Annotated in this window: 23 protein-coding genes; 15 read left to right on the forward strand and 8 right to left on the reverse strand. The window is 50.6% G+C overall.

Translation table 11 applies throughout. From position 1 onward, the window contains the following. Positions 1–437 precede the first annotated feature (437 nt). Positions 438–1,301 (forward strand): DUF1653 domain-containing protein, encoded by an 864-nt coding sequence (locus UNDKW_RS10115; RefSeq protein ID WP_370529105.1) that lies wholly within the window; start codon positions 438–440, stop codon positions 1,299–1,301. A gap of 49 nt (positions 1,302–1,350) precedes the next feature. Here the strand turns inward: UNDKW_RS10115 and UNDKW_RS10120 are convergent, their stop codons facing one another. Beyond that, a complete protein-coding gene (locus UNDKW_RS10120) occupies positions 1,351–2,868 on the reverse strand; it encodes a peptide MFS transporter (protein WP_197893134.1) in 1,518 nt (505 codons plus the stop codon). Positions 2,869–3,035: 167 nt separating this feature from the next. Between UNDKW_RS10120 and UNDKW_RS10125 the strand changes: the two genes are divergently transcribed. From UNDKW_RS10125 to UNDKW_RS10150, 6 genes are all read left to right on the forward strand, one after another. Further along, entirely contained in the window at positions 3,036–4,025 is a 990-nt protein-coding gene (locus tag UNDKW_RS10125) for an XdhC family protein (RefSeq protein WP_162058583.1), read from the forward strand. Positions 4,026–4,055: 30 nt separating this feature from the next. Further along, a complete protein-coding gene (locus tag UNDKW_RS10130) occupies positions 4,056–4,925 on the forward strand; it encodes a PhzF family phenazine biosynthesis protein (protein WP_162058584.1) in 870 nt (289 codons plus the stop codon). Between the two features lie 168 nt (positions 4,926–5,093). Next, positions 5,094–6,212, forward strand: a complete 1,119-nt coding sequence (gene ribBA / locus UNDKW_RS10135) for a bifunctional 3,4-dihydroxy-2-butanone-4-phosphate synthase/GTP cyclohydrolase II (protein ID WP_162058585.1) — start codon at positions 5,094–5,096, stop codon at positions 6,210–6,212. Positions 6,213–6,312: 100 nt separating this feature from the next. Continuing rightward, complete coding sequence (gene ribH, locus UNDKW_RS10140; RefSeq protein WP_162058586.1) at positions 6,313–6,810, forward strand: 6,7-dimethyl-8-ribityllumazine synthase; 498 nt, start codon at positions 6,313–6,315, stop codon at positions 6,808–6,810. 105 nt (positions 6,811–6,915) lie between these two features. Next, positions 6,916–7,380, forward strand: a complete 465-nt coding sequence (nusB, locus tag UNDKW_RS10145; protein WP_110253024.1) for a transcription antitermination factor NusB — start codon at positions 6,916–6,918, stop codon at positions 7,378–7,380. Between the two features lie 102 nt (positions 7,381–7,482). Next, positions 7,483–8,649 carry a pyridoxal phosphate-dependent aminotransferase gene (locus tag UNDKW_RS10150; RefSeq protein ID WP_162058587.1) on the forward strand — a complete coding sequence of 389 codons (1,167 nt, stop codon included), beginning with the start codon at positions 7,483–7,485 and terminating at the stop codon, positions 8,647–8,649. Between the two features lie 90 nt (positions 8,650–8,739). Here UNDKW_RS10150 and UNDKW_RS10155 read toward each other — a convergent pair whose 3' ends face one another. Beyond that, positions 8,740–9,696: a transglycosylase SLT domain-containing protein gene (locus tag UNDKW_RS10155; RefSeq protein WP_162058588.1), complete on the reverse strand. Its 957-nt coding sequence runs from the start codon at positions 9,694–9,696 to the stop codon at positions 8,740–8,742. A 487-nt stretch (positions 9,697–10,183) separates the two neighbouring features. Here UNDKW_RS10155 and ubiD point away from each other — a divergent pair, with 487 nt between their 5' ends. The 4 genes from ubiD to otnI all read left to right on the forward strand — a co-directional run bounded on the left by ubiD (position 10,184) and on the right by otnI (position 14,109). Then, positions 10,184–11,668 (forward strand): 4-hydroxy-3-polyprenylbenzoate decarboxylase, encoded by a 1,485-nt coding sequence (gene ubiD, locus UNDKW_RS10160; protein ID WP_162058589.1) that lies wholly within the window; start codon positions 10,184–10,186, stop codon positions 11,666–11,668. Positions 11,669–11,768: 100 nt separating this feature from the next. Continuing rightward, on the forward strand, positions 11,769–12,221 hold the full coding sequence (locus UNDKW_RS10165) for a thioesterase family protein (RefSeq protein ID WP_162058590.1): 453 nt from the start codon (positions 11,769–11,771) through the stop codon (positions 12,219–12,221). 126 nt (positions 12,222–12,347) lie between these two features. Beyond that, complete coding sequence (locus UNDKW_RS10170; RefSeq protein WP_162058591.1) at positions 12,348–13,307, forward strand: bile acid:sodium symporter family protein; 960 nt, start codon at positions 12,348–12,350, stop codon at positions 13,305–13,307. Positions 13,308–13,317: 10 nt separating this feature from the next. After that, entirely contained in the window at positions 13,318–14,109 is a 792-nt protein-coding gene (otnI, locus tag UNDKW_RS10175; protein WP_162058592.1) for a 2-oxo-tetronate isomerase, read from the forward strand. 70 nt (positions 14,110–14,179) lie between these two features. On the opposite strand, the gene UNDKW_RS10180 is transcribed toward otnI, so the two are convergent. Further along, positions 14,180–15,205 carry an NADP-dependent oxidoreductase gene (locus UNDKW_RS10180; protein WP_162058593.1) on the reverse strand — a complete coding sequence of 342 codons (1,026 nt, stop codon included), beginning with the start codon at positions 15,203–15,205 and terminating at the stop codon, positions 14,180–14,182. 259 nt (positions 15,206–15,464) lie between these two features. On the opposite strand from UNDKW_RS10180, the gene purU reads away from it, so the two are divergent. From purU to UNDKW_RS10195, 3 genes are read left to right on the forward strand one after another with little or no spacing between them, the layout of a single operon-like run. Beyond that, positions 15,465–16,337 (forward strand): formyltetrahydrofolate deformylase, encoded by an 873-nt coding sequence (gene purU, locus UNDKW_RS10185; protein WP_162058594.1) that lies wholly within the window; start codon positions 15,465–15,467, stop codon positions 16,335–16,337. Then, positions 16,337–16,879, forward strand: coding sequence for a YaeQ family protein (locus UNDKW_RS10190; protein ID WP_162040944.1), 543 nt, complete (start codon positions 16,337–16,339; stop codon positions 16,877–16,879). The genes purU and UNDKW_RS10190 overlap by 1 nt, the downstream gene beginning before the upstream one ends. Then, positions 16,880–17,950: an acyltransferase gene (locus UNDKW_RS10195; protein ID WP_162058595.1), complete on the forward strand. Its 1,071-nt coding sequence runs from the start codon at positions 16,880–16,882 to the stop codon at positions 17,948–17,950. A 23-nt stretch (positions 17,951–17,973) separates the two neighbouring features. Here UNDKW_RS10195 and UNDKW_RS10200 read toward each other — a convergent pair whose 3' ends face one another. The 5 genes from UNDKW_RS10200 to yjgA are packed head-to-tail and all read right to left on the reverse strand — an operon-like array spanning position 17,974 to position 21,183. Further along, positions 17,974–18,699, reverse strand: coding sequence for a phytanoyl-CoA dioxygenase family protein (locus UNDKW_RS10200; protein WP_162058596.1), 726 nt, complete (start codon positions 18,697–18,699; stop codon positions 17,974–17,976). After that, positions 18,699–19,373, reverse strand: coding sequence for an alpha/beta hydrolase (locus UNDKW_RS10205; RefSeq protein WP_162058597.1), 675 nt, complete (start codon positions 19,371–19,373; stop codon positions 18,699–18,701). The genes UNDKW_RS10200 and UNDKW_RS10205 overlap by 1 nt, the downstream gene beginning before the upstream one ends. After that, complete coding sequence (locus UNDKW_RS10210; RefSeq protein WP_162058598.1) at positions 19,370–19,912, reverse strand: metal-dependent hydrolase; 543 nt, start codon at positions 19,910–19,912, stop codon at positions 19,370–19,372. The genes UNDKW_RS10205 and UNDKW_RS10210 overlap by 4 nt, the downstream gene beginning before the upstream one ends. 19 nt (positions 19,913–19,931) lie before the next feature. After that, positions 19,932–20,588 carry a molybdopterin adenylyltransferase gene (gene mog, locus UNDKW_RS10215; RefSeq protein WP_370529106.1) on the reverse strand — a complete coding sequence of 219 codons (657 nt, stop codon included), beginning with the start codon at positions 20,586–20,588 and terminating at the stop codon, positions 19,932–19,934. Then, the gene (yjgA, locus tag UNDKW_RS10220) at positions 20,569–21,183 is read right to left on the reverse strand and encodes a ribosome biogenesis factor YjgA (protein WP_162058599.1); all 615 of its coding nucleotides are present in this window, start codon (positions 21,181–21,183) and stop codon (positions 20,569–20,571) included. Before yjgA ends, mog begins: the two co-directional genes overlap by 20 nt. 189 nt (positions 21,184–21,372) lie before the next feature. Here yjgA and pmbA point away from each other — a divergent pair, with 189 nt between their 5' ends. After that, entirely contained in the window at positions 21,373–22,725 is a 1,353-nt protein-coding gene (gene pmbA / locus UNDKW_RS10225) for a metalloprotease PmbA (protein ID WP_162058600.1), read from the forward strand. The last annotated feature ends 35 nt before the right edge of the window (positions 22,726–22,760 follow it).

A 22,760-nucleotide genomic window follows, 5' to 3' on the forward strand; every position in this document is an offset into this window, starting at 1 on the left:
TGTCTTTATTCTTGACGAGATGAATAGTAGTACACAGGTCTGGGCGTCTATGCGCAACCAGGTTGGAGCAAAAAAGCAAAGGCGGATGATATGTAATGCCTGGTTTGGCCTGGTATGGCTGAGCAAAACTGGGGCAGCGATTACTACCGTATCATCGGAGCATCTGGCGGCTAGCGCAGATTAGTCGAACTCGTACAGCTATTCGAACTTAATGGGGCTTGGAGTATGCGCAAAGCTACGTCGCCAGTGCTGAAAAGCCTGGATGCACCACGGTGTTGCTAGTGACGCTGTAGTTTGAAAGTGCATTTACCCGAGTCCTGAGGGTTGAAAGTGAATGAAAATTGAATCAGAAAATTACCCCGCGTCACAGATTTTTATTGACGCACAGTACAAATAGATTGTATTGCTCTTCATTAGTTCCCGCTAGTGAAAAAAATATGATGTTTGAAAAACCTGTAGTCATGATTGACTTTGAAACCTCCGGCATGTCACCAGAACAGGGAGGGCGCGTTACCGAAGTGGCAGCATTGCGCATCGTCGGTGGTGAAATTGTTGACCGTTATGTCAGCCTCATCAACAGCAATGTGCGTATCCCTTACTTTATTACTGAATTGACAGGCATTACCCAGGCCATGGTCGATAAAGCACCCCCAGCATCTGAAGTGCTGCCTGAACTCGTGGAGTTTATTGGTAACGATACATTGGCTGCGCACAATGCCAGTTTTGATGAGAAGTTCTTATTGGCCGAGAGCGATAGGCTGGGCCTGTGGCCTGCCCATGATGGCGTGATTTGCTCGGTCAAACTGGCGCGCAGGGTGTTTCCTGGCTTGAGTACTTATTCCTTGGGCCCACTGGCAGCTTCCATGGGCATACGTTTCAAAGGTTCTGCTCACAGGGCAGAGGCAGATGCAGAAGTCGCATCAAATTTGATGTTGCGCATAGCCAGCGAGCTGGGCCAGCGTTATGGCTATTCCGCAATTGACCCGCGCTTGCTACAGGATATTAACAAGCTGGCAGCAGCCAAAGTGCCTGCATTTTTGAAAAAGCACAGAGCGGCTGAGATTGCGGCTGATGCGGCGCCGGTGCACTTGCTAAAGACCAAGGGTGTGCAACGCTTTCGCCACTACAAAGGTGGTATTTATGAGCTGGTGTGCGAGGCAACGCAAGAATCTGATTTAAGCCCCGTCATTGTTTATCGCGCCCACGATGGTTCCATCTGGACCAGACCCAGGTCGGTCTTTTTTGAAATGCTGCAGATCAATGGCGCAGAAGTCATGCGCTTCACGCCCATCAAGGAATAAAAAAGGCGGGCACATTTCATCTTACCCGCCTTGCATGTTGCTTTTCTTGTTATGCCGGTTTAGCCTGCTCAGTCTGCGTCAGCGGGTTTGCTGCTGCCGATGCCTGCTTGGGAGGCCCATCGGTAATCAGTTTGCGTAAGACAGGGATCAGGACAATGAGGACGATGCCTACGCCAACACTACTCCAGCCCAGTAAAGAGAAAATGTAGTTATAGGTTGGATTGGTGGATGAGGCCAGACCTTCTGTCGCATCAGGGATCAGGCCTGAGAATTTGCTGGCCAGAATAGATGCTGTGCCGGTTACCAGCATCCAGGTGCCCATCATGACGCCCTGATACTGGCGCGGTGCCAGTTTGCCTATCATGGCATAACCGATAGGCGAAATAAGCAGCTCAGCAATACTTTGCAGGATGTAGCTGATGAATATCCATTTGAAAGCCACCAGGCCGTTGCTGGCAGCAGTTGCTATGCCTATGGGCAGGACAAGGAAGCCCAGACCGATGATAATCAGTGAAGCAGAGAACTGACGCGGAATATCTATATTCCAGCCCTTGGCACGCAACTTGTCGAACAACATCGCCATCAGCGGGCCGCCAAACATGATGACAAAGCTATTGATGTTTTGTATCCATTGCGGCGCAACTTCATAGCCCCAGACCATGCGATCTACATTGCTGACGGCAAACAGTTGCAAGCCCATCGGGGCCATTTGATACAGTGTCCAGAATACCAGCGAACCTATGGTCAGCAAGACGTAGGCCGTCATATTATTACGTTCACGTGGCTCTTTGTGAATGGCAGTCAGGATGATGAAAATGACAGCAATCGCAATGCTGATGATCATGACCAGGTTGCCCGTCATCTCAGCGCGGTGCAGCATGAATTCAACCAGCGGTACCAGGCCAGCCATGACCGCCAGACCGACCAGAAAGCGCCAGCGGAACTGGTTTGCGGTGGCATCAAGCAGGGTGGTGTTCAGGTCACACAACCTGCGCCAGTTGATTGCCGCCAGTACGATCGCCATGAAGTTGCCTATGGTGGCGAAAATAAACAGGCTGGCATAGTCTTCTTGCAGCTGGTAATAACCGGCAGCGGTGAAGCCAATAAAAAAGCCCAGGTTCATGCCTGCATAATTCCACAGGAAGGCGCTTTCGCGACGATTGTCTTCAGGTTTGAAGCGTTGTGTCAGCATCAGGTTAAGACAGGTGACGTTCAGACCACTACCCGTCAGGAAGAAGGCCAGTCCCCAGTACATGGTGGCTGAAGTACCTACGGAAATAGTCGCACAGCCTATGACTTGCAGGATCATGCCACCAACAAACAGGTTGCGGTTACTGATAAAACGACCTGCCAGATAACCACCAAACAAATGCAGACCATAATTAAATGCACCAAACACACCCATGATGGCCGTGGCATCCTTGGCAGTAAAGCCCAGCTTCTTGGTCGCATACAGTACCAGGGTGGAATACAGTACGGCAAAGCCCAGGGTGGCAAAAATCTGTATGAAAAACAATGCGCCTGCGCCTTCAGGTACGGCAGCCAGTCTTTGTTTGATTGTGGACAAGGTGGTCTCCAGAGTGGTGGTCTGGCAGGCATTGTAAAGCAAAGAAATACTGGAAATAAGACAATTTGTATAGATAATTTCCATGCAGAAGCTGGAATGCAAAAACATGCGAAAATGAATGATAGTCAAGTCAGCTCAAATCTGAATCAACAAGACCATAGGAAGCAATGGACAGCATAGATCTCGAAGTACTTAAAACCTGTGACGCGTGGATCAAGGCAGGACAAGCCTGCGAACTGGTCACTGTCATCAAGACCTGGGGTTCCAGTCCAAGGCCGGAAGGCGCGACGCTGGCTATTGCCGGTAGTGGGCAGGTGGTGGGCTCGGTCTCTGGCGGCTGCATAGAAGACGACTTGATAGAAAGAGTGCAGCGCGACGGCATGCAGCGTCATTTGCCAGAGATCGTCACCTATGGCATTACCGCAGATGAAGCTCACCGTTTTGGCCTGCCTTGTGGTGGCACGATAGAGCTGGCTATAGAGCCTTTATCAGCGCGCAGCAAGGTGGACGCTTTATTGCAAGGTTTGCAAAGGCATGAATTGTTGGCGCGACGTCTGGATTTGCATACGGGGGAGGTGACACTTGATAGAGCCGATCCGGGTCAACAATTACAGATTACGGATGACGCTTTGACGACCGTACACGGCCCGCGCTGGCGCTTGCTCATCATAGGAGCCGGGCAGTTGTCACGCTTTTTGGCCAGTATCGCAGTAGGCATGGATTACCAGGTCACAGTCTGCGATCCGCGTGAAGAATACCGCAGTGGCTGGCAGGTAGAGGGCGTGCAATTGATTCATGCCATGCCCGACGATCTGGTACTGGAAATGCAACTGGATAGCCGAAGCGCCGTGGTCGCCCTGACGCACGACCCTAAACTGGACGATCTGGCCCTCATGGAAGCCTTGAAGTCTGATGCTTTTTATGTCGGTGCTATCGGTTCGCGCATTAACAATGCCAAGCGACGCGAGAGATTAAAAGAGTTCGACCTCAATGACGAACAACTGGCAAAACTCCATGGCCCCATAGGTTTGTATATAGGTAGCAAGACACCAGCCGAGATTGCGATTTCCATACTGGCTGAATTGACCGCTGTAAAAAATCGCATTCTGCTGCCTGCAGAAGTCAATGTCGCCCATGCCAAATCCACGCTAACCTGATTTTTTGAAGAAAGAATAGTGATTAAAACGATGACTAACTACGCTTTTCGTCTCTTGAATGTGTTTGCCGAAGAAACCCTGGGTGGTAACCCGCTATGTGTATTTGAAGATGCCACGGGCATGTCAGATGAACAAATGCAGGCACTGGCTTTGCAGTTCAATTTGTCGGAAACAGTGTTTGTATTGCCCTCAGAAGTCGCTACCGCCAGAATGCGTATCTTCACGCCAGATGCAGAAATGCCCTTTGCCGGGCATCCGAGTCTGGGTTCGGCGCAGGTGGTTGGCAGCCTCAGCAATTCCAGCCAGATTTCGCTGGAATGCAAGGCAGGCCTGGTTGATCTGCGTCTTGAGAATGGTATTTGGACACTGACCACGCCTCATAAAGGCGATCCAGTGGTCAAAGCCAGTGGTCTTTCTGTCGCGCAAGCAGCTTCTTTAATGGGTCTGGATGAAGGCGACATTCATTCTGTGCCGCTGTGGATCAACACTGGTAGCGAACAAATGCTGCTACCCCTGAATTCACGCGAAGCGGTTTTACGTGCCACGCCAGACGTCAGCAAGTTGCCTGTCTGGCCTGCCAATAGCCTGGGGCGCAAGTCTGTCTATGTATTTGCTTTTGATGAGCCAACGTCAGAAGACGAACGTCTGTCCGTAACGGCGCGTTATTTCTTTGCCAAGCAGGGCGGCGGCTTTGCCGAAGACCCGGGCACAGGTTCTGCATGCGCCAACCTGGGTGGCTGGTGGCAGCATCAGGGGCGTGATTTGCCCATCAGCATGCGCATAGCCCAGGGCGCGCAAGTCAGGCGTCCATGCCAGCTTTACCTGGATGTGGCGGCAGACAAGAGCATACGGGTAGGGGGCAAAGTAATAGAAATTGCACAAGGCCAGCTGCAAATCTAGAAAAATCCTTCTGAATCAGGCTTAAATCAAGCCGGGCAGCATATAAATAGACATAAAGCACGGGAAGAGCAGGCGTAAATCCTTTAAAATAGCGACTTCATTCATTTGCACTGAAAAACCAGTGGCCTGACGAACTTATGTCTGTGGCCCGGTTCAGGATATTCCCCTATGAGCATGTCTACTACCCAGGAAATCGTTGCCGAATTGCGCGCTGGCCGCATGGTGATACTGGTTGATGAAGAAGATCGAGAAAACGAAGGCGACCTGATCATGGCCGCAGAGTTCGTCACGCCGGAAGCCATCAATTTCATGGCCAAGTTTGGCCGTGGCCTGATTTGTCTGACGTTGACAGAAGAACGTTGTGATCAATTGAACCTGGCCATGATGACCAGCCGCAATGGTACCTCCTTTGGTACCAACTTCACCGTATCGATAGAAGCGGCGGAAGGCGTAACTACCGGTATCTCTGCCGCTGACCGTGCCCGCACGGTACAGGTTGCTGTTGATAAAAAGTCCACTGCGGCCGACATCGTCCAGCCTGGCCATATTTTCCCGCTGAAGGCGCAAAGAGGCGGTGTCCTCATGCGTGCTGGCCATACTGAAGCCGGTTGCGACCTGGCTGAGCTGGCTGGTCTTACACCGGCATCAGTGATTTGCGAAATCATGAAGGACGACGGCACGATGGCACGTCTGCCTGATTTGATCGAGTTCGCCAAAGAACATGATATGAAAATAGGGACGATTGCCGACCTGATTCATTATCGCAGCCAGACAGAGAGCATCGTAGATCGCGTGGCCGAGCGTGAAATGCATACCGTGCATGGCAGCTTCAAGGCTCTGGTATATCGCGACAAACCCAGTGGCTCTGCCCATCTGGCGCTGGTGCATGGCGATATCAGCCGTGAAAAAGAGGCTCTGGTGCGTGTACATCAGCCGGTATCCATCATCGATTTGCTGGAAAGCCAGGCTACCACGCATTCATGGAATGTCGCGGCCGCCATGGCAGCCATCAAGAAGGCAGATTCCGGCGTTATCGTCTTGCTCAACTGCGGCGAGACTGCAGAACAGTTGTTTGACCAGTTCAAGGCACTTGATACGCCAGAAACCAAACCCGCAGGCCGGGCTGCGCGTATGGACTTGCGCAATTACGGCATAGGTGCACAGATTTTGAAGGATGTAGGCGTAGGCAAGATGAAATTGCTGGCCAATCCACGTAAGATGCCGTCCATGACAGGATTTAATCTCGAAGTTGTTGGGTATCTCGATAAGCCGTGCGCAGACAAATAAGGATGAGCGTGCCGGGCTGCAGCAGTGTCACCAGCGGTCTTTTTAGTGCACTTTCATCACTCACATCACATCAGGCGCTAAAAGCGCAAGAAAGAATATTATGACAGTTGGACATTACGAAGCAAATCTGGATGGCGCAGGCGTACGTGTAGGTATCGTACAGGCGCGTTTTAACGACAATATTGGCAATGGCTTGCTGGATGCCTGCCTGGCAGAATTGTCACTGCTGGGCGTACTCAATGAAGACATCCTGCACGTGACTGTGCCAGGTGCACTGGAAGTGCCACTGGCCTTGCAAAAACTGGCAGAAACCAATCAATTCGATGCCCTGATCGCCCTGGGTGCAGTTATCCGTGGTGAAACCTATCACTTTGAGCTGGTATCGAATGAATCAGGCGCGGGCATCACCCGTGTTGGCCTGGATGCTGGCATCCCTATCGCCAATGCCATCCTGACGACAGAGAATGATGAGCAGGCTGAAGTGCGCATGCAGGAAAAAGGTCGCGACGCCGCCCGCGTTGCCGTAGAAATGGCCAACCTGACCCTGGCCCTGGAAGAACTGGCAGAAGCCACAGAAGACGTGCACTATGATGCCTGATCGTTTTGCTCAGGTTTGATTTACATTTAAGTTCAAGCCTGCACGGTGATCATCCAGCTCTAAGTTAGCATGATAAGTTAGTAAGACAAGTTAGTAAGAGAAGATATGAATAATAAAACATTACACGCCAATCCCAGCAAGAACCGTTCGCCACGCCACCGTGCGCGCGAATTTGCCTTGCAGGGCATGTACCAGTGGCTGCTGAACAATGAAGATTCCGGCGCGATTGAAGCCCATATCCGTGAAGCCCACGGTTTTGAGAAGGCAGACAGAGAGCATTTTGATTCCCTGTTGCATGGTGCTATCAAACAATCCATAGAATTGCGCGAGCAAATTGCCCCTTTGATTGATCGCAGTATTGCAGAATTGTCACCTATCGAGCACGCAGCGCTGCTGATCGGTGCCTATGAATTGAAAAACCATATAGAAATCCCTTACCGCGTCGTCATCAACGAAGCTGTAGAGTTGACCAAGTCCTTTGGTGGTCTGGATGGTCACAAGTATGTCAATGGTGTACTCGACAAACTGGCAGCAAAGCTGCGTGCGACAGAGGTTGCAGCAGGTAAGTAAGGTACTGACCAAGTTACTGACCATATTTGTAAAAGTATCTACCGCCTTATTTTGAAAGATAAATAAGGCGGTTTTTTTCAGCCTGTGTTTTTAGGAAGTGCCATGCATCGAAATCTTGCAGCAAGACTGGACAATATCGCCCCTTTCCATGTGATGGAACTCATGAAGATGGCGGCAGAACTGGAAAAACAGGGCCGTCATCTGATACATATGGGAATAGGCGAGCCAGACTTTACTGCGCCACAAGCAGTGATTGATGCTGCGACCAAAGCAATGGCAGCCGGGCGTTTGCAATATACCTCTGCCCTGGGTTTGCCAGCATTGCGCACGGCAATATCGCAGCATTACCGTGACGTGTTCGGTCTTGACGTGCCAGCTTCCCGCATTATTGTGACTGCCGGAGCATCGGCTGCCTTATTGCTTGCATGCGCAGCGTTGGTCGAGCCTGGCAGGGAAGTGCTGATGCCCGACCCTTGCTATCCCTGCAACCGCCATTTTGTTGCGGCATTCGAGGGCAGGGCAAAACTCATTGCCAGCGGGCCGGATCACCGCTTTCAGCTGACTGAAGAAATCGTCCGCCAGCAATGGGATGAGCACAGCAGTGGCGTTTTGCTGGCTTCGCCATCGAACCCTACCGGTACTTCCATAGAACACGAAGAATTGGGCAAGATCGTCTCTACAGTAAAAAAGTTGGGTGGTTTTAGCATCGTTGATGAGATTTATCAGGGTCTGACTTATGATGGCGAACCATTTTCTGCCCTGTCATTGGATGAAGATGTAGTCGTCATCAATAGCTTCAGCAAATATTTCAATATGACAGGCTGGCGTCTTGGCTGGCTGGTGGTGCCTGAGCGTATCGTGCCTGCACTGGAAAAGCTGGCGCAAAACCTGTTCATCTGCCCATCTTCAATCGCCCAGTATGCGGCGCTGGCTTGCTTTGAGCCAGCGACTATCGCCATTTATGAAGAGCGCAAGGCAGAATTCAAGCGCCGCCGCGACTATATCGTGCCTGCATTGCGTGAACTGGGTTTTGGCATTCCAGTTATGCCAGATGGTGCGTTTTATGTGTATGCCGATTGCTCCAGCTTTGCCGACGATGCAGATGCCTTTGCCAAACAGGTATTGAATGAAGCCGGTGTGGTGATCGTACCCGGCCTCGATTTTGGTCCGGCGACGGCGACATCGTATGTGCGTCTGTCATATGCCAATTCATTGGAGAATTTGCAGGAAGCAGTGGCCAGGTTGAAGAAATTTTTGGCTGACAGATAATTGAGGCGGGGCGCCCAGACCAATCGCTTATACCAATAAAAAAAGCCGTCTGATCATAAAATCAGACGGCTTTTTTATCAAAGGGCAGGCTTACAGTGCTGCAACCTGATCTTTTTTGGCTTCTATCGTTGCCTTGGCTTCTGTCGCCTCAGGTTTGTGTACGGGAGCGGCCTCAATCGGACGTGCTTGCACAGGTGCAGGTGCTGGTGCCGGGGCACTAAAGAAAGTAGGCACATTTTTACCTGCCGAAACATCTTTCAGACGCTTGTATTCATTCAATACGCGCGCACCATAGCCTGAATCATTGTCGGAATCGGCTGCACCTACATACATCTTCAGGCCAGCTTCAACGGAACCACCACGGGTGACATAATCTTTCAGTATCAAGGCACCAACACGGATATTGGCAACCGGGTTCAGGGCAGCTTTAACACCACCAAGATCCTGGAATTTGTCATGATGTACTTTGGACATGACCTGCATCAAGCCTTGTGCACCTACCGGGCTTTCAGCAAATGGGTTCAGGCCGGATTCTATCGCCATGACTGACAGTATCAGCAAAGGGTCTATCTTGATTTCCTTGGCGGTCAGATAAGCGGCAGATACCAGCATATTGGTCGCATCATTGGCAACGCGGTAGCGCTTGGCCAGCCAGTTGGTTACCCATTGTTGCTGACGCTGATTGCCCAGCATTTTTGCTTCTTCTTCAGATGCGCTTACTTTTTGCAAGCCCGCATCAGAATTCGCCTGGCCTGGCGCTTGCATCAGATGCGCAAGATTTGGTGCCGGGACGGCAGCTACGGCCTCTGCAGGCTCTTCGCCAGCTTCAGCATAGGGTGATAATCCCTTGAATTTGTCTGTCAGTTCTGGTTTGACATACATCATGACCAAAACGACCATGGCAATAATGCCAGTGAGTGTCAGCAGGTTGCGCACGGTGGTGAAAAAACCACTGGTTGTATCACGCGCTACCATGAAAAGCGCTTTGCGCTTGTCCGTTGATGAAAAACTACTTTGTTGTACAGCCAAAATAAAACGTTGAATCATGTTACCTCCTGAATCTTCGCGATGTCTCATTCAACTTAATGAAAAGTCAAATGCATAGAGCCTACTTCCGCGAATCAGAAACATCGTCCTCGTCACCAGTGTGATCGCAAGACGCCGGAGTCGTTTGTCAAATCAGGCCCGTCGAACCTGTTCATGGTGTGTCCAGTGACAAACAACTATTTTCGGGATAAGGCAGACGCCTTTTGAAAACAATCCTTACAATGTTATGTGGGGCCCGATCCCCGTGAATGATGTTACCGTTTGGCGAAACTCTCTTTGTGTCGAAAGTGGCGGAAGTCATTAACCTCTTCATCAAGTTGGGCGAATTGTAGGGGCGGTTTTATATCAAGTCAACACTATCAAACGAGAAGTTGATTACTTTTATGTATAATTAATTGTGCTGCAATGCAGCAAAGTTCAATAAAATCAAACACTTGGCAGAAATTGCTAGTGCGACTAGTGCAGAGATACGAAAAAGCGAAAAATGATGAAATATTCTGATTTGAGAGATTTTATTGCTCAACTGCAAGAAAAAGGCGAACTAAAACAGGTGGACTTGCCTGTTTCGCCACATTTGGAAATGACCGAGATTTGCGACCGCACTTTGCGTGCTGAAGGTCCGGCTCTTTTATTCACCAAACCTGTTGGTCATACCATACCAGTGCTGGGTAATTTATTTGGTACGACACGCCGCGTAGCACTTGGCATGGGGGCAGAAAGCCTGAGCGAGTTGCGCCAGATCGGCCATGTTTTATCGGCGCTAAAAGAACCAGAACCGCCCAAGGGCTTTAAAGAAATTCTGGGTATGGGCTCAATGGTAAAAGCTGTCTGGGACATGTCGCCTAAAGAGCTGCGCGGTGCCAAATGCCAGGAAATAGTCTGGGAAGGTAATGACGTTGATCTCGCTCGTTTACCCATACAGCATTGCTGGCCTGGCGACGTTGCGCCATTGATTACCTGGGGCCTGGTCATCACCAAAGGCCCCAATAAAAAACGCCAGAATCTGGGTATATATAGACAGCAGGTGTTGGGCCGCAATAAAGTCATCATGCGCTGGCTGGCACATCGCGGTGGTGCGCTGGATTTTCGTGAGCATGGCATCGTCAATAAAGGCAAACCTTATCCCATTGCTGTTGCACTGGGCGCTGACCCGGCCACCATATTAGGTGCAGTGACGCCTGTGCCAGACAGTTTGTCTGAATACCAGTTCGCCGGGCTCTTGCGCGGCAGCCGTACAGAATTGGTGAAGGCCATAGGCAGCGAATTGCGCGTGCCTGCATCAGCAGAAATAGTACTGGAAGGGCATATCTATCCTGACGAAAATCACCCCAGCGGCTATGAGCATGCGCTGGAAGGGCCGTATGGTGACCACACCGGATATTACAATGAGAAAGACTGGTTCCCGGTCTTCACGATAGACCGCATCACCATGCGCCGTGACCCTATTTATCACTCTACGTATACAGGTAAACCGCCAGATGAACCTGCGGTACTGGGTGTAGCGTTGAACGAAGTCTTTATCCCTTTGCTGCAAAAGCAGTTCAGTGAAATCACGGATTTTTATTTGCCACCAGAAGGTTGTAGTTACCGCATGGCCGTGGTGCAAATGAAGAAGGCTTATGCCGGTCATGCCAAGCGTGTCATGTTCGGGGTCTGGAGCTTTTTGCGCCAGTTCATGTATACCAAGTTCATCATCGTCGTTGATGAAGATGTCAATATCCGTGACTGGAAAGAAGTTATCTGGGCGATCACTACCCGTGTTGATCCTTTGCGTGATACCACGCTGGTCGATAATACGCCGATTGATTACCTGGACTTTGCTTCACCCGTCAGCGGCCTGGGTAGCAAGATGGGTATAGATGCCACCAATAAATGGCCGGGCGAGACCAGTCGTGAGTGGGGCACGACCATAGAAATGACGCCAGAAGTCAAGGTCAAGGTAGATCAGATCTGGCAAGAGCTGGGCTTGTGAGTGTTTGATAAGTGGATTGTAAGCCCGGTGTTTTAGCGATTAAATTTTTGCGTGTATATATATGAGTGTATCTGGTGTTTCAGGGACTTTAGGTGCTTCCATGGTTTGGGATTATCCGCAACCGTTCGCGCGGGCAGTGAAGCCGCAAGAAAGTGATATCGATGGTTTGAATCACACCAATAATGCCGTGTATGTACGCTGGTGTGAAGAAGTCGCATGGGGGCATTCTGAAGCGCTGGGTTTGAGTCTGGCAGACTATCATCGCCTGGACCGCGCGATGGCAATCAGGCGCGGTGAATATGATTATGTCTTGCCAACCTTGCTTGGTGAATCGCTGACGCTGGCGACCTGGCTGTTTGCCAGTGATGGCAAACTCACCATGGACAGGCGTTTTCAATTGATACGTGACAGTGATGGTGCCACGGTGCTACGGGGGCGCTGGGATTTGGTCTGTATAGAGCTCAGCAGTGGACGTGCCCGCCGCATGCCGCCTGAGTTTTGCGATATCTATTTACCAGCGGTGGTGTCATCGGCATCACTCTCAACCGAATAGGTGTGCAGGGGCCGAACAGGTATTTGTTGGACTCAGGCTACGCTTTGCAGTATGGCGGCGACATGCAGGCAAGCAAGAAGCATTATTCAAGTACAATCAACTACTTCTATTTCTTGCTTCCTGCACATGAAACGCCCGCGTTTTTTACCCGATAACATGACCTTGCTGCTATTGGGCGTCGTCACTCTGGCCAGTCTGTTTCCTGCACGTGGCGCAGTCGCATCAGGCTTTGATCATTTGTCCGTTGGCATGATCGCCTTGCTGTTTTTCATGCATGGTGCCAAATTGTCACGTCAGGCCGTGATAGCTGGTTTGACCCATTGGCGACTGCATTTGCTGGTGATGGCATGCACTTTCGCAATTTTCCCCTTGATAGGGCTGGCATTGAAGCCTTTGCTGCTCACCCTGATTACACCAGAGTTATATATAGGCATACTGTTTCTCTGTGTATTGCCCTCGACTGTGCAGTCTTCGATTGCGTTTACCTCTGTTGCGCGCGGCAATGTACCTGCTGCCATTTGCAGCGCGTCGCTGAGTAATATGCTGGGCATATTCCTGACGCCCTTGCTGGTCAGCCTGGTCGTGGTAGCCCATGGTGAAAGCCATTCTTCACTCGACGCGATGCTGAAGATAGTTTGCCAGCTCTTATTGCCCTTCGTTGCCGGACAACTGGCGCGGCCCTGGTTGCAGTCCTGGATGGAAAAATATGCGAGTACGCTGAGCATGGTGGATCAAAGCTCGATTTTGCTGGTGGTATATGTGGCCTTCAGTGAAGCGGTTGTGCAAGGTTTGTGGCAGCAACTGCCACCCCTGATGCTGGCAAGTCTGCTGGGCATTAGTGCATTGATGCTGGCGATTATCATGACCTTGACTACCGTCATCAGCCGTCGCCTGGGGTTCAACAAGGAAGATGAAATCACTATCGTGTTTTGCGGTTCCAAGAAAAGTCTGGCCAGTGGTGTGCCCATGGCCAAAGTTTTATTTGCCAGTCATGCCCTTGGTATGGTCTTATTACCATTGATGCTGTTTCATCAGCTACAGTTGATGGTATGTGCCTTCATGGCGCAACATTACGCTAAAAGATAAGGAGTCAGTCATGCCACGTTTTGCTGCCAACCTCAGCATGATGTATACAGAGTTGCCTTTTAATGAACGTTTTGCCGCTGCTGCAAAAGATGGTTTCAAGGGCGTCGAATACCTGTTTCCTTACGATTACGCTGCTACTGAACTCAGGGATCTGCTCAATGCAAACGGGCTGGAGCAAGTCTTGTTCAATACTTCTCCAGGTAACTGGGCCTTGGGGGAGCGCGGAATAGCATCCCTGCCTGGCCGGGAAGAAGAGTTCAAGCAGGCCTTTGATACTGCGCTGGATTATGCGCGCGAGCTGGGCAACCGGCATTTGCATGTCATGGCTGGTTTAATACAGCCTGAACAGGACAGAGAAAGGCATCGCGCTGTCTATTTGCGCAATCTTGCTTATGCTGCCTTGCTGGCCTCGCGAGAAGGCATCACCATCCTTATTGAACCCATCAATACCCGTGACATACCAGGGTTTTTCCTGAGCCGGCAAGATGAGGCGCAAGAGATTTGCCAGGAGATAGGCGTAGAGAACATCCGTGTGCAATTTGATATCTACCATTGCCAGATCGTCGAAGGCGATGTCGCCACCAAGCTGCGCCGTGATATGTCACGCAAGCATGCAGGCATAGGTCATATACAGATAGCCGGGGTACCAGACCGGCATGAACCGGATATCGGTGAAGTGAATTACCCTTATCTGTTTGATTTGATTGATAAACTGGGCTATCAAGGCTGGATAGGTTGTGAGTACCGGCCACGTGCGGGAACTTCAGAAGGCTTATCCTGGGTCAAGCCCTGGTTGAAATAATCGATAGCACCATGTAAAAAAGCAGTCGCGATGACTGCTTTTTTATTGCCCGTCTGGTCAGGCTTGATGCTTATTCTTCGCTGACTTGCAAAATCAGTTTGCCAAAGTTTTTGCCTTCAAACAGCATCATCAGGGTATCAGGGAAAGTTTCCAGACCTTTGACGATATCTTCACGCGTCTGGAATTTGCCCTCGGCCATCCACTTGCCCATTTCAGTGACAGCTTCGCCATAGCGGGCAGCGTAATCAAATACGACTATGCCTTCCATGCGGGCGCGGTTTACCAGCAGCGACAGGTAATTGGCCGGGCCTTTGACTGGTGTGGTGTTGTTGTACTGGGAGATCGCGCCGCAAATGATGATGCGCGCTTTCAGGTTGATGCGGGTCAGCACGGTATCGAGGATGTCACCACCGACATTATCAAAATAAATATCAACGCCATTCGGGCAATGCTCTTTCAAGCCATCTTTGACTGAACCGGATTTGTAATCGATGCAGGCATCAAAGCCAAGTTCATTGACGACGAAATCACATTTATCCTTGCCGCCGGCAATACCAACGACGCGGCAACCTTTTTGCTTGGCGACCTGACCTACTGTCTGGCCAACCGCACCGGCGGCGCCAGATACCACCACCGTTTCACCTGCTTTTGGCTGACCAACATCCAACAAACCAAAATAAGCTGTCATGCCAGGCATGCCCAGCGCATTCATGAATTTGGGCAGAGGGGCGAGTTTTGGGCTGACCTTGTAAAAGCCCGCCGTTTTATCATCAGCCGCACCTACCCAGTATTGCTGCACACCTGTGCCGCCAGAAACATAATCACCGACCGCAAATTTGGGAGATTTGGAGGCAATCACCTTGCCTATACCGCCGGCGCGCATGACTTCATTGATGGCTACTGGGCGGATATAGGATTTACCTTCATTCATCCAGCCGCGCATGGCAGGGTCCAGCGAGATGTAAATGGTCTGTACGATAATTTCACCATCTGTGATATCGCGTACTTCTTCCGTCGTGAAGTTCCAGTCGCTGTGCTTGGGGTTGCCGACAGGGCGGGCGGCGAGGCGATATTGTTGATTGCTGAGTGTGCTCATGTTGTCTCCAGAATGTTGTACTTGGGTTGCTGCTGTCTGAACCAATTTTTTCGGGTGGGGCTGCCAGAAGAACGACTATACACCAATTAGAACGATCGTGCTTTTTGTTGTGATTATTTAATTGAAGCTGGATTCTATGAATTATGCGACTGATCATGCGACAATAGACGGTTAATCTCTAAGCTTTGCAATCAATTTAACGAATTTAATTTGTTTCTGGCCATGGACGGCAGCAAATCCTGGCCTATACACCGACATCATGAGCATACGACCAGAATATATCCTGACTTTATCCTGTCCCGATCAGCGCGGCATTGTGCATAGCGTATCGGGATTTTTAGCCAACCACGGCTGTAATATTATCGATTCTGCCCAGTTTGGCGATGCACAATCTGCAACTTTCTTCATGCGCGTGCATTTTGCCGTAGAGGATTCCAGCGTCAGCGACAGCGCCTTGCGTGAAGAATTTGCGGCTTTGGGTGCCAGCATGCAAATGAACTGGCAATTGCATGATGCCCATCACAAGCCACGCGTTATGCTGATGGTATCGAAGATAGGCCATTGCCTGAATGATTTGCTGTTCCGCTACAAGAGCGGTTTGCTGCCTGTAGAAATTAAGGCCATCGTCTCGAACCACACTGATTTTTATCAACTGGCAGCCAGCTACAATATTCCTTTCCATCATCTGCCACTGGCAGCTGGCGCAACGGCAGAAGCCAAACAGGCGCAGGAACAAAAGGTATTGGATATTGTCGCCAGTAATGATATTGAACTGGTGGTACTTGCCCGTTACATGCAGATATTGTCACCGCAATTATGTGATGCGCTGAAAGGCAAGGCCATCAATATCCACCATTCTTTCCTGCCTAGCTTCAAGGGCGCAAAGCCTTATTACCAGGCGCATGAGCGTGGCGTCAAACTGATAGGTGCGACAGCTCACTTTGTGACAGGTGATCTCGACGAAGGCCCGATTATTGAACAAGATGTGGAACGTGTTGATCATTCCATGGAGCCAGAAACCCTGACAGCCATAGGCCGCGATGTGGAATGTGTGGTGCTGGCGCGTGCCGTCAAATGCTTTGTCGAGCACCGCATTTTGTTGAATGGTCATAAAACGGTGGTGTTCAAGTAATGGCACTCAAATCCATCATTTATAAAGCCGACCTTAATATCTCGGACATGGACCGTGGCTATTACGCGGACCATAGCCTTACGATTGCCCGTCATCCGTCGGAAACCGATGAGCGCATGATGATACGCGTGCTTGCTTTCGCCATTCATGCGGCTGAACGCCTGGAATTTGGTAAGGGCATATCAGATACGGAAGAACCTGATATCTGGCTCAAGGATTACACCGACGCCATACAGTTATGGATAGAAGTCGGCCAGCCAGATGATAGACGCTTGTTAAAGGCTTGTGGTCGTTCTGAGCAAGTCATCGTCTATAGTTTTGCCAGCGCCAGTGACATCTGGTGGAAGGCAATGAATAGCCGCCTTGATCGCGCCAAAAACTTGCGCGTCATGAATGTGCCTTCAGCGCAAAGCCAGGCACTGGAAAAACTCGCGCAACGCAATATGCAATTGCAATGCACGATACAGGATGGACAAATCTGGATGTCAGCCGGAGATGCCTCCGTACAAATTGACCTGGAAGTTCTTAAAGAGTTTGCCTGAATGCGTTTGTCTGAATGCATAGGCAGTCGTGACAATAACCTGAACTTGTTACGCATAGTCGCCGCACTGGCCGTGCTGGCAGGGCATAGTTTTGCCTTGCTGGCACAGCCAGAGCCCTGGGGTGCGCTGACGGGCATGACGCCTGGCTCTATCGCGGTAGATGTATTTTTCATCGTCAGTGGCATGCTGGTGACGGGCAGTTTGATGAACAAGCAAAGTGTGATTGACTATGTCTGCGCACGGGCGTTGCGCATCTTTCCAGCACTGATATGCATGTTGCTGCTGACAGTATTTGTACTTGGACCTTCCTTCACCAGCTTGCCTCTGACAGAGTATTTGTCTGCTGCCGGGACATGGCAATACCTGTTCAAGTGCGCAAGCCTCTTGTCTGGCGTGAGTTATGTCTTGCCTGGTGTCTTTGCACAGAATCCCTATCCAAATGCAGTCAATGGTTCACTCTGGACCATGCCTTATGAAATCAAGATGTATCTGCTGCTGCTGGTATTCTGGTGTGGGCTGGTACTGCTGAAGAATAGGCGCCTGCAGATATTGAAGTATCTGATCATTGCCATTACTTTACTGGCAGCCTTACTGGTTTTTGCGCGCCATTTTTATTTGCAAGATGATAGCCAGTTCACCCGTTTGTTATTCATGTTTTTCTCTGGTGCCAGCCTGTTCATGTTAAAAGAAAAACTGCTGCTGACCCGGCGCTTCTTTTATCCTTTGCTGTTACTGGTACTGGCAGCAGCGTTCATCAACAAACCGGTATTCTTTAGCCTGTATCACCTGTTCATTGCCTATCTGGTAGTCTGTATTGCCTACTTGCCTGCAGGGTGGGTAAGGCGCTATAACAGCTTGGGAGATTATTCATACGGGGTGTATATTTACGCTTTTCCCGTGCAGCAGGCAGTTGCCGCCTTGTTTCCCGGCATTGTGGTGTGGAGTATGGTGATAGCCTCAGGTTCTGTGACCATATTGCTGGCGATATTTTCTTGGCACAAGATAGAGAAGCCAGCCATGGCTTTGAAACCAGTAGTAATTGCACGGCTGCGTAATTATTTGCCGTTTTAAGACTGGAATTCAGTTTCGCTAATTCAATCAGCTGACTGAGATACATGGGCGGACTGACAAGCAGCTTCTGCCCAGTGTAATGGTGGAGGAAGTCTGCTGACACTGAACTCCAGATGCAATACCCGACGTTGAATAGCGAGCTTTGCCTTGTCGGATGCATGGAGTAACAAGGGTTTCATCAATAACATATCGCCCGCTCGCATAGCACAAGTCTCGTGCATGGCAGTCTGGCTAATGTCCAGGACCTGGCTCTCGCTAAGTTTGCCAGATTGATGGCTGCCTGCGATGACTTTCAGTGCAGCGTTCTCAGCACCAGCATCATCGAGGGCAATGCGGCATGTCAGCATTGCTTCCAGCACTGCCGCTGGTGGTTCAACGTAATGCACATCTTTCTTGTAAGTCCATTTGCTGTAGCCAGCCAGTTCAGTTTTCTGGTTAACACAAATCGTCATATCCTGATGCCAGGACACCAGCCAATTATGATCAGCATTTTTATTGAAAAAGATGCTGCGCACTGTCTGGGCTCCTGCCATATTTGCAGCATTTAGCAGCGCATGCAGTTTGTCCCAGTTTAATGCGCGATGTATGGACGGATAATTTTGCAATACCTGACGCACACCATATTGATCAGAAATGGACTGGCAGGCTTGCCGCAATCGCTGTAATTCAGGCTCATCCAGAAAGCCCGGCAAGATGACAAAACCCTGGCTGGCCAGGGTTTCTGCGATGCCTGAAGCTTTGTGATGCATTAAGCCTGCAAGACTTTTTTCAGCCACAGGCTGATGTCATCCACTTCTTCAGGACAAACGGAATGCGGCATCATGTATTCATGCCATTCCACCTGATAGCCCAGTTCTTTCAGCAGATCGCGCGATTGTTCGGCACGCTGTATCTGGATGACGTTATCGCCACGGCCATGGGCCTGGAAGATGGGCGTATTTTGGTTCGCCGCATGGCGTTCTTCGATAATCACGTCACGCAAGGGCACATAGCCAGACAGGCACAGCAAGCCAGCCAGTTTTTCGTGATAACGCAGACCAGTCTGCAAAGTCATGGCGCAACCTTGAGAAAAACCAGCCAGGATGATGCGCTCAGACGGTATGCCGCGTGCATTTTCGCGGGCGATCAATTGCTCTATGCGTTTTTGTGACAGGCGTAAGCCAGCTTCATCTTCACGCTTGGCGATATCCGTACCGAGGATATCGTACCAGGAGCGCATGACATAGCCACCATTGATAGTGACTGGCATGGTCGGCGCATTCGGGAAGACGAAACGTATGCCAGGGTTGCCACGCAAATCCAGTTCTCTGACGATGGGGACAAAATCATTTGCATCTGCACCCAGGCCATGCATCCATATGATGGCAACGGTCGGGTTAGGTGCGCTTTCCAGCTCTACGGTTTCTAAAATATCTTGTGTCATGATGATTTTCGGGGAGAAGAAAAATAAGCTGCCAGTTTGACCGACAGCAACAGCAGGCCACAGGGTAGCCAGACGGTCAGTAGTTCAGATTGTATTACACGCCAGCCGCGTGCTGTCAGAAAGCGATTTACGCCTATCGGTGATACCTCAATGAATTGCCAAGGGAAGAAATAGCGCTCTTCTGTCAGTGGCCAGAAAAATTCCACACCTAGTCCACCTGTAGTCAGTGCATCCAGCAGGCCATGTGAAATGGTGGCGAAGGCAATGAACAGCCAGCAAACCAGAATAGAACTACGCAAGCGTGTATGAAATATACTGGCCAGACTGGCGACCAGCATGGCAAATACAATGGAGTGGCTAAAGCCGCGATGACCAAAGGCTGATTCATAAGCAATGCCAAGCTTGAAGGCAATGACATCAAGGTCAGGCAAGATCGCGGCCAGCATACCCGTTAGCACGAGAGGCCAGGGCAGGCGTTTTTGCCCCAAGATCAGGCCCAAAGTCAGCGGCACTACAGGATGCGTCAGTATGGTTGCCATCGTTGTCGATGTTTGCTGTTCAGGCAGAGGCAGATGGAGTCTTGGCGCGTATCGCGTTTTTAGGGCGGAAAGCCTTGCAGATGCTGTCATCCGTCTCTATGTACGGGCCACCTATCAAGTCTATGCAATAGGGGACTGCTACAAAAATGCCGGCAACGATTTGCTTGCCTTCTGCATCCTTCAGGCCTTCCAGGGTTTCCTTGATGGATTTGGGCTGACCTGGCAAGTTCAAAATCAATGCAGCATGGTCTGGTGTTTCGCGTATTACCGCCACCTGGCGTGACAGGATGGCTGTCGGCACAAATTGCAGACTGATCTGGCGCATTTGCTCGCCAAAGCCCGGCATTTCCTTGGTGGAGACTGCCAGTGTCGCTTCAGGTGTCACATCACGCCTGGACGGGCCAGTGCCGCCAGTGGTAATCACGAGATGACATTGCTCTTCATCTACCAGAGCAATCAAGGCCTGTTCGATGGCCGCGCGTTCATCCGGGATCAGGCGTGTGACCATTTCCCATGGGCTGGAGAGAGCTTTGCCAAACCATTCCTGCAATGCGGGCAAGCCCTGGTCCTGATAAATGCCGGCAGAGGCGCGGTCTGAGATTGATACCAGGCCTATTTTGAGTTTTTCGCCATCTGCTACCGTCATTTGTCCAGACTCACTTGTCATCAAACTCATCGTCTTCTTCATCCAGGTCTGCATCATCCGCTTCGTCCGCGTTGGCTGCAGCTTTGGATTTTTGCAAATCTTTCAAAATCTGGAAGATTTCGCGATAAGCCTTCGGCGGTTTGTTTTCAGCCTGTTCTTTACGCGCATTGCGTATCATGGTGCGCAATTGCTGTACGTCGAGCTGAGGGTGTTCAGCCATCAACTCTGTCAGGGCATTATCATCTGCCAGCAATTTGTCGCGGCGACGCTCCAGCGCATGCATGGCGGCAGTCTCGGCCTTGGATGCACCTTTCCAGCTGTCGATGGTTTTCTGGATCAGGGCAATTTCTTCCTCATCCAGGGTGCGCATTTTCTTGCCTACATATTGCATCTGGCGACGGCGGCCTTCGTGATCCTTGATTTGCTGGCATTCCAGAATGGCATCGCGCACGTCTTCTGGCATCGGTACGCGCTTGACGCGTTCACGTGGCTGCTCGACCAATTCTTGCCCCAGCTTCTGCAAGGCGGTCATTTCGCGCTTTAACTGGGATTTTGATGGGCGGTCGTATTCTGGTTCGAACTCACTGGACTGATAGCCACATGAGCCACGATTTGGATTTGGCATAATTCTGCGCCTTTACTATTAACTTAATGAAACGGCTGCTATGATACCCTTTTTAGCTTGGAATTACCTAAAATCAAGCTGCGATTGACCCATAAGTGACCCATTTATGGTGTGAATCAAGGTAAATAATTAGGATATTTCCCTTTGGCCATTTGGTCATTTAGCATTGACAAACATAGAATCCCATCCATGAGCAAACCAGTTTTTACCCATACCCAGGACCAGTTAAAGCAAATCGCGCAGGATATGTTGCGTTTCGCCCGTGAAAAAGGGGCATCGGATGCGGCAGTGGAGATCAGTGAAGGTGGCGGTCTGTCCATCAGCGTACGCAAGGGCAAGGTAGAGACCATAGAGCAAAACCGCGACAAGGGCATAGGTATTACGGTATATATCGGTCAGCGCCGTGGCAATGCCAGTACTTCGGATTTTTCCGAGCAAGCCCTGCGTGACTCTGTCGATGCGGCCTACAATATTGCCCGTTTTACAGCAGAAGATGACTGCGCCGGCTTGCCTGAAGCAGATTTGCTGGAAATGGCACCGCGCGATCTCAAGCTGTGCTACCCATGGCTGATCACCGCCGAAGAGGCCATAGAGCTGGCAAAACGCACTGAGGCGGCAGCTTTTGCGGTGGACAAGCGTATCACCAATAGCGAGGGGGCCAGTGTACATGCCCAGCAATCTCATTTTGTGGCTGCCAATTCGCGCGGTTTCATGGGCGGCTATCCGATTTCCCGTCACACGATCTCGGTGGCACCTATTGCAGGCAAGGGCGCAAAAATGCAAAGGGATGACTGGTATTCTTCCCAGCGTAGCGCCAAAAAACTGGCAAATCCAGAAGAGATAGGTCGTTATGCCGCCGAGCGTGCCTTGGCCAAGTTGAATGCGCGCCAGTTGGACACTCGCAAATGCCCTGTCCTGTTTGAGGCGCCACTGGCGGCCGGTTTGCTGGGGGCATTGGTGCAGGCAACCTCTGGTGGTGCCTTGTACCGCAAATCGACTTTCCTGCTTGACTCTCTGGGTACGCAGATTTTCCCGTCCCACGTACAGGTGATAGAAGACCCGCATGTCATCGGCGCTGTCGGCTCTTCACCATTTGATGATGAGGGCGTAAAAACCCAAAAGCGCAATGTTGTCACTGACGGTGTCTTGCAAGGCTATTTCCTATCTACTTATTCTGCCCGCAAACTGGGCATGCAAACGACGGGTAATGCTGGTGGCTCGCACAATCTGACATTGACATCCAGTTTGACCAAGCGTGCAGACAATTTCGCGGGCATGCTTAAAAAAATGGGAACTGGCTTGCTGGTGACTGAGTTGATGGGGCAGGGCGTCAATTATGTGACGGGTGATTACTCACGCGGTGCATCTGGCTACTGGGTAGAGAATGGCGTGATCCAGTACGCAGTGGAAGAAATCACTATTGCTGGCAATATGCGTGAAATGTTCCAGCAAATTGTCGCTATCGGCAATGACACCCTCGTGCGCGGTACCAAGGAGACTGGTTCCATCCTCATAGAAAGCATGACGATTGCCGGCAGCTAATCGGTACTGAAGATTGTTGCGCTAGTATTGAACAG

It is taken from the genome of Undibacterium sp. KW1, from assembly GCF_009937955.1.
GTDB lineage: Bacteria > Pseudomonadota > Gammaproteobacteria > Burkholderiales > Burkholderiaceae_D > Undibacterium.

Bases quoted from the DNA above. Each gene is read 5' to 3' on its own strand.
- UNDKW_RS10190 (WP_162040944.1), top strand. From the start codon at position 16,337: ATGGCACTCAAATCCATCATTTATAAAGCCGACCTTAATATCTCGGAC.
- ubiD (WP_162058589.1), top strand. From the start codon at position 10,184: ATGAAATATTCTGATTTGAGAGATTTTATTGCTCAACTGCAAGAAAAA.
- UNDKW_RS10165 (WP_162058590.1), top strand. From the start codon at position 11,769: ATGGTTTGGGATTATCCGCAACCGTTCGCGCGGGCAGTGAAGCCGCAA.
- mog (WP_370529106.1), bottom strand. From the start codon at position 20,588: ATGAGTTTGATGACAAGTGAGTCTGGACAAATGACGGTAGCAGATGGC.
- UNDKW_RS10130 (WP_162058584.1), top strand. From the start codon at position 4,056: ATGACTAACTACGCTTTTCGTCTCTTGAATGTGTTTGCCGAAGAAACC.
- ribBA (WP_162058585.1), top strand. From the start codon at position 5,094: ATGAGCATGTCTACTACCCAGGAAATCGTTGCCGAATTGCGCGCTGGC.
- UNDKW_RS10150 (WP_162058587.1), top strand. From the start codon at position 7,483: ATGCATCGAAATCTTGCAGCAAGACTGGACAATATCGCCCCTTTCCAT.
- nusB (WP_110253024.1), top strand. From the start codon at position 6,916: ATGAATAATAAAACATTACACGCCAATCCCAGCAAGAACCGTTCGCCA.
- yjgA (WP_162058599.1), bottom strand. From the start codon at position 21,183: ATGCCAAATCCAAATCGTGGCTCATGTGGCTATCAGTCCAGTGAGTTC.
- UNDKW_RS10195 (WP_162058595.1), top strand. From the start codon at position 16,880: ATGCGTTTGTCTGAATGCATAGGCAGTCGTGACAATAACCTGAACTTG.
- UNDKW_RS10170 (WP_162058591.1), top strand. From the start codon at position 12,348: ATGAAACGCCCGCGTTTTTTACCCGATAACATGACCTTGCTGCTATTG.
- pmbA (WP_162058600.1), top strand. From the start codon at position 21,373: ATGAGCAAACCAGTTTTTACCCATACCCAGGACCAGTTAAAGCAAATC.
- UNDKW_RS10180 (WP_162058593.1), bottom strand. From the start codon at position 15,205: ATGAGCACACTCAGCAATCAACAATATCGCCTCGCCGCCCGCCCTGTC.
- UNDKW_RS10200 (WP_162058596.1), bottom strand. From the start codon at position 18,699: ATGCATCACAAAGCTTCAGGCATCGCAGAAACCCTGGCCAGCCAGGGT.
- UNDKW_RS10125 (WP_162058583.1), top strand. From the start codon at position 3,036: ATGGACAGCATAGATCTCGAAGTACTTAAAACCTGTGACGCGTGGATC.
- UNDKW_RS10115 (WP_370529105.1), top strand. From the start codon at position 438: ATGATGTTTGAAAAACCTGTAGTCATGATTGACTTTGAAACCTCCGGC.
- ribH (WP_162058586.1), top strand. From the start codon at position 6,313: ATGACAGTTGGACATTACGAAGCAAATCTGGATGGCGCAGGCGTACGT.
- otnI (WP_162058592.1), top strand. From the start codon at position 13,318: ATGCCACGTTTTGCTGCCAACCTCAGCATGATGTATACAGAGTTGCCT.
- UNDKW_RS10155 (WP_162058588.1), bottom strand. From the start codon at position 9,696: ATGATTCAACGTTTTATTTTGGCTGTACAACAAAGTAGTTTTTCATCA.
- UNDKW_RS10205 (WP_162058597.1), bottom strand. From the start codon at position 19,373: ATGACACAAGATATTTTAGAAACCGTAGAGCTGGAAAGCGCACCTAAC.
- UNDKW_RS10210 (WP_162058598.1), bottom strand. From the start codon at position 19,912: ATGGCAACCATACTGACGCATCCTGTAGTGCCGCTGACTTTGGGCCTG.
- purU (WP_162058594.1), top strand. From the start codon at position 15,465: ATGAGCATACGACCAGAATATATCCTGACTTTATCCTGTCCCGATCAG.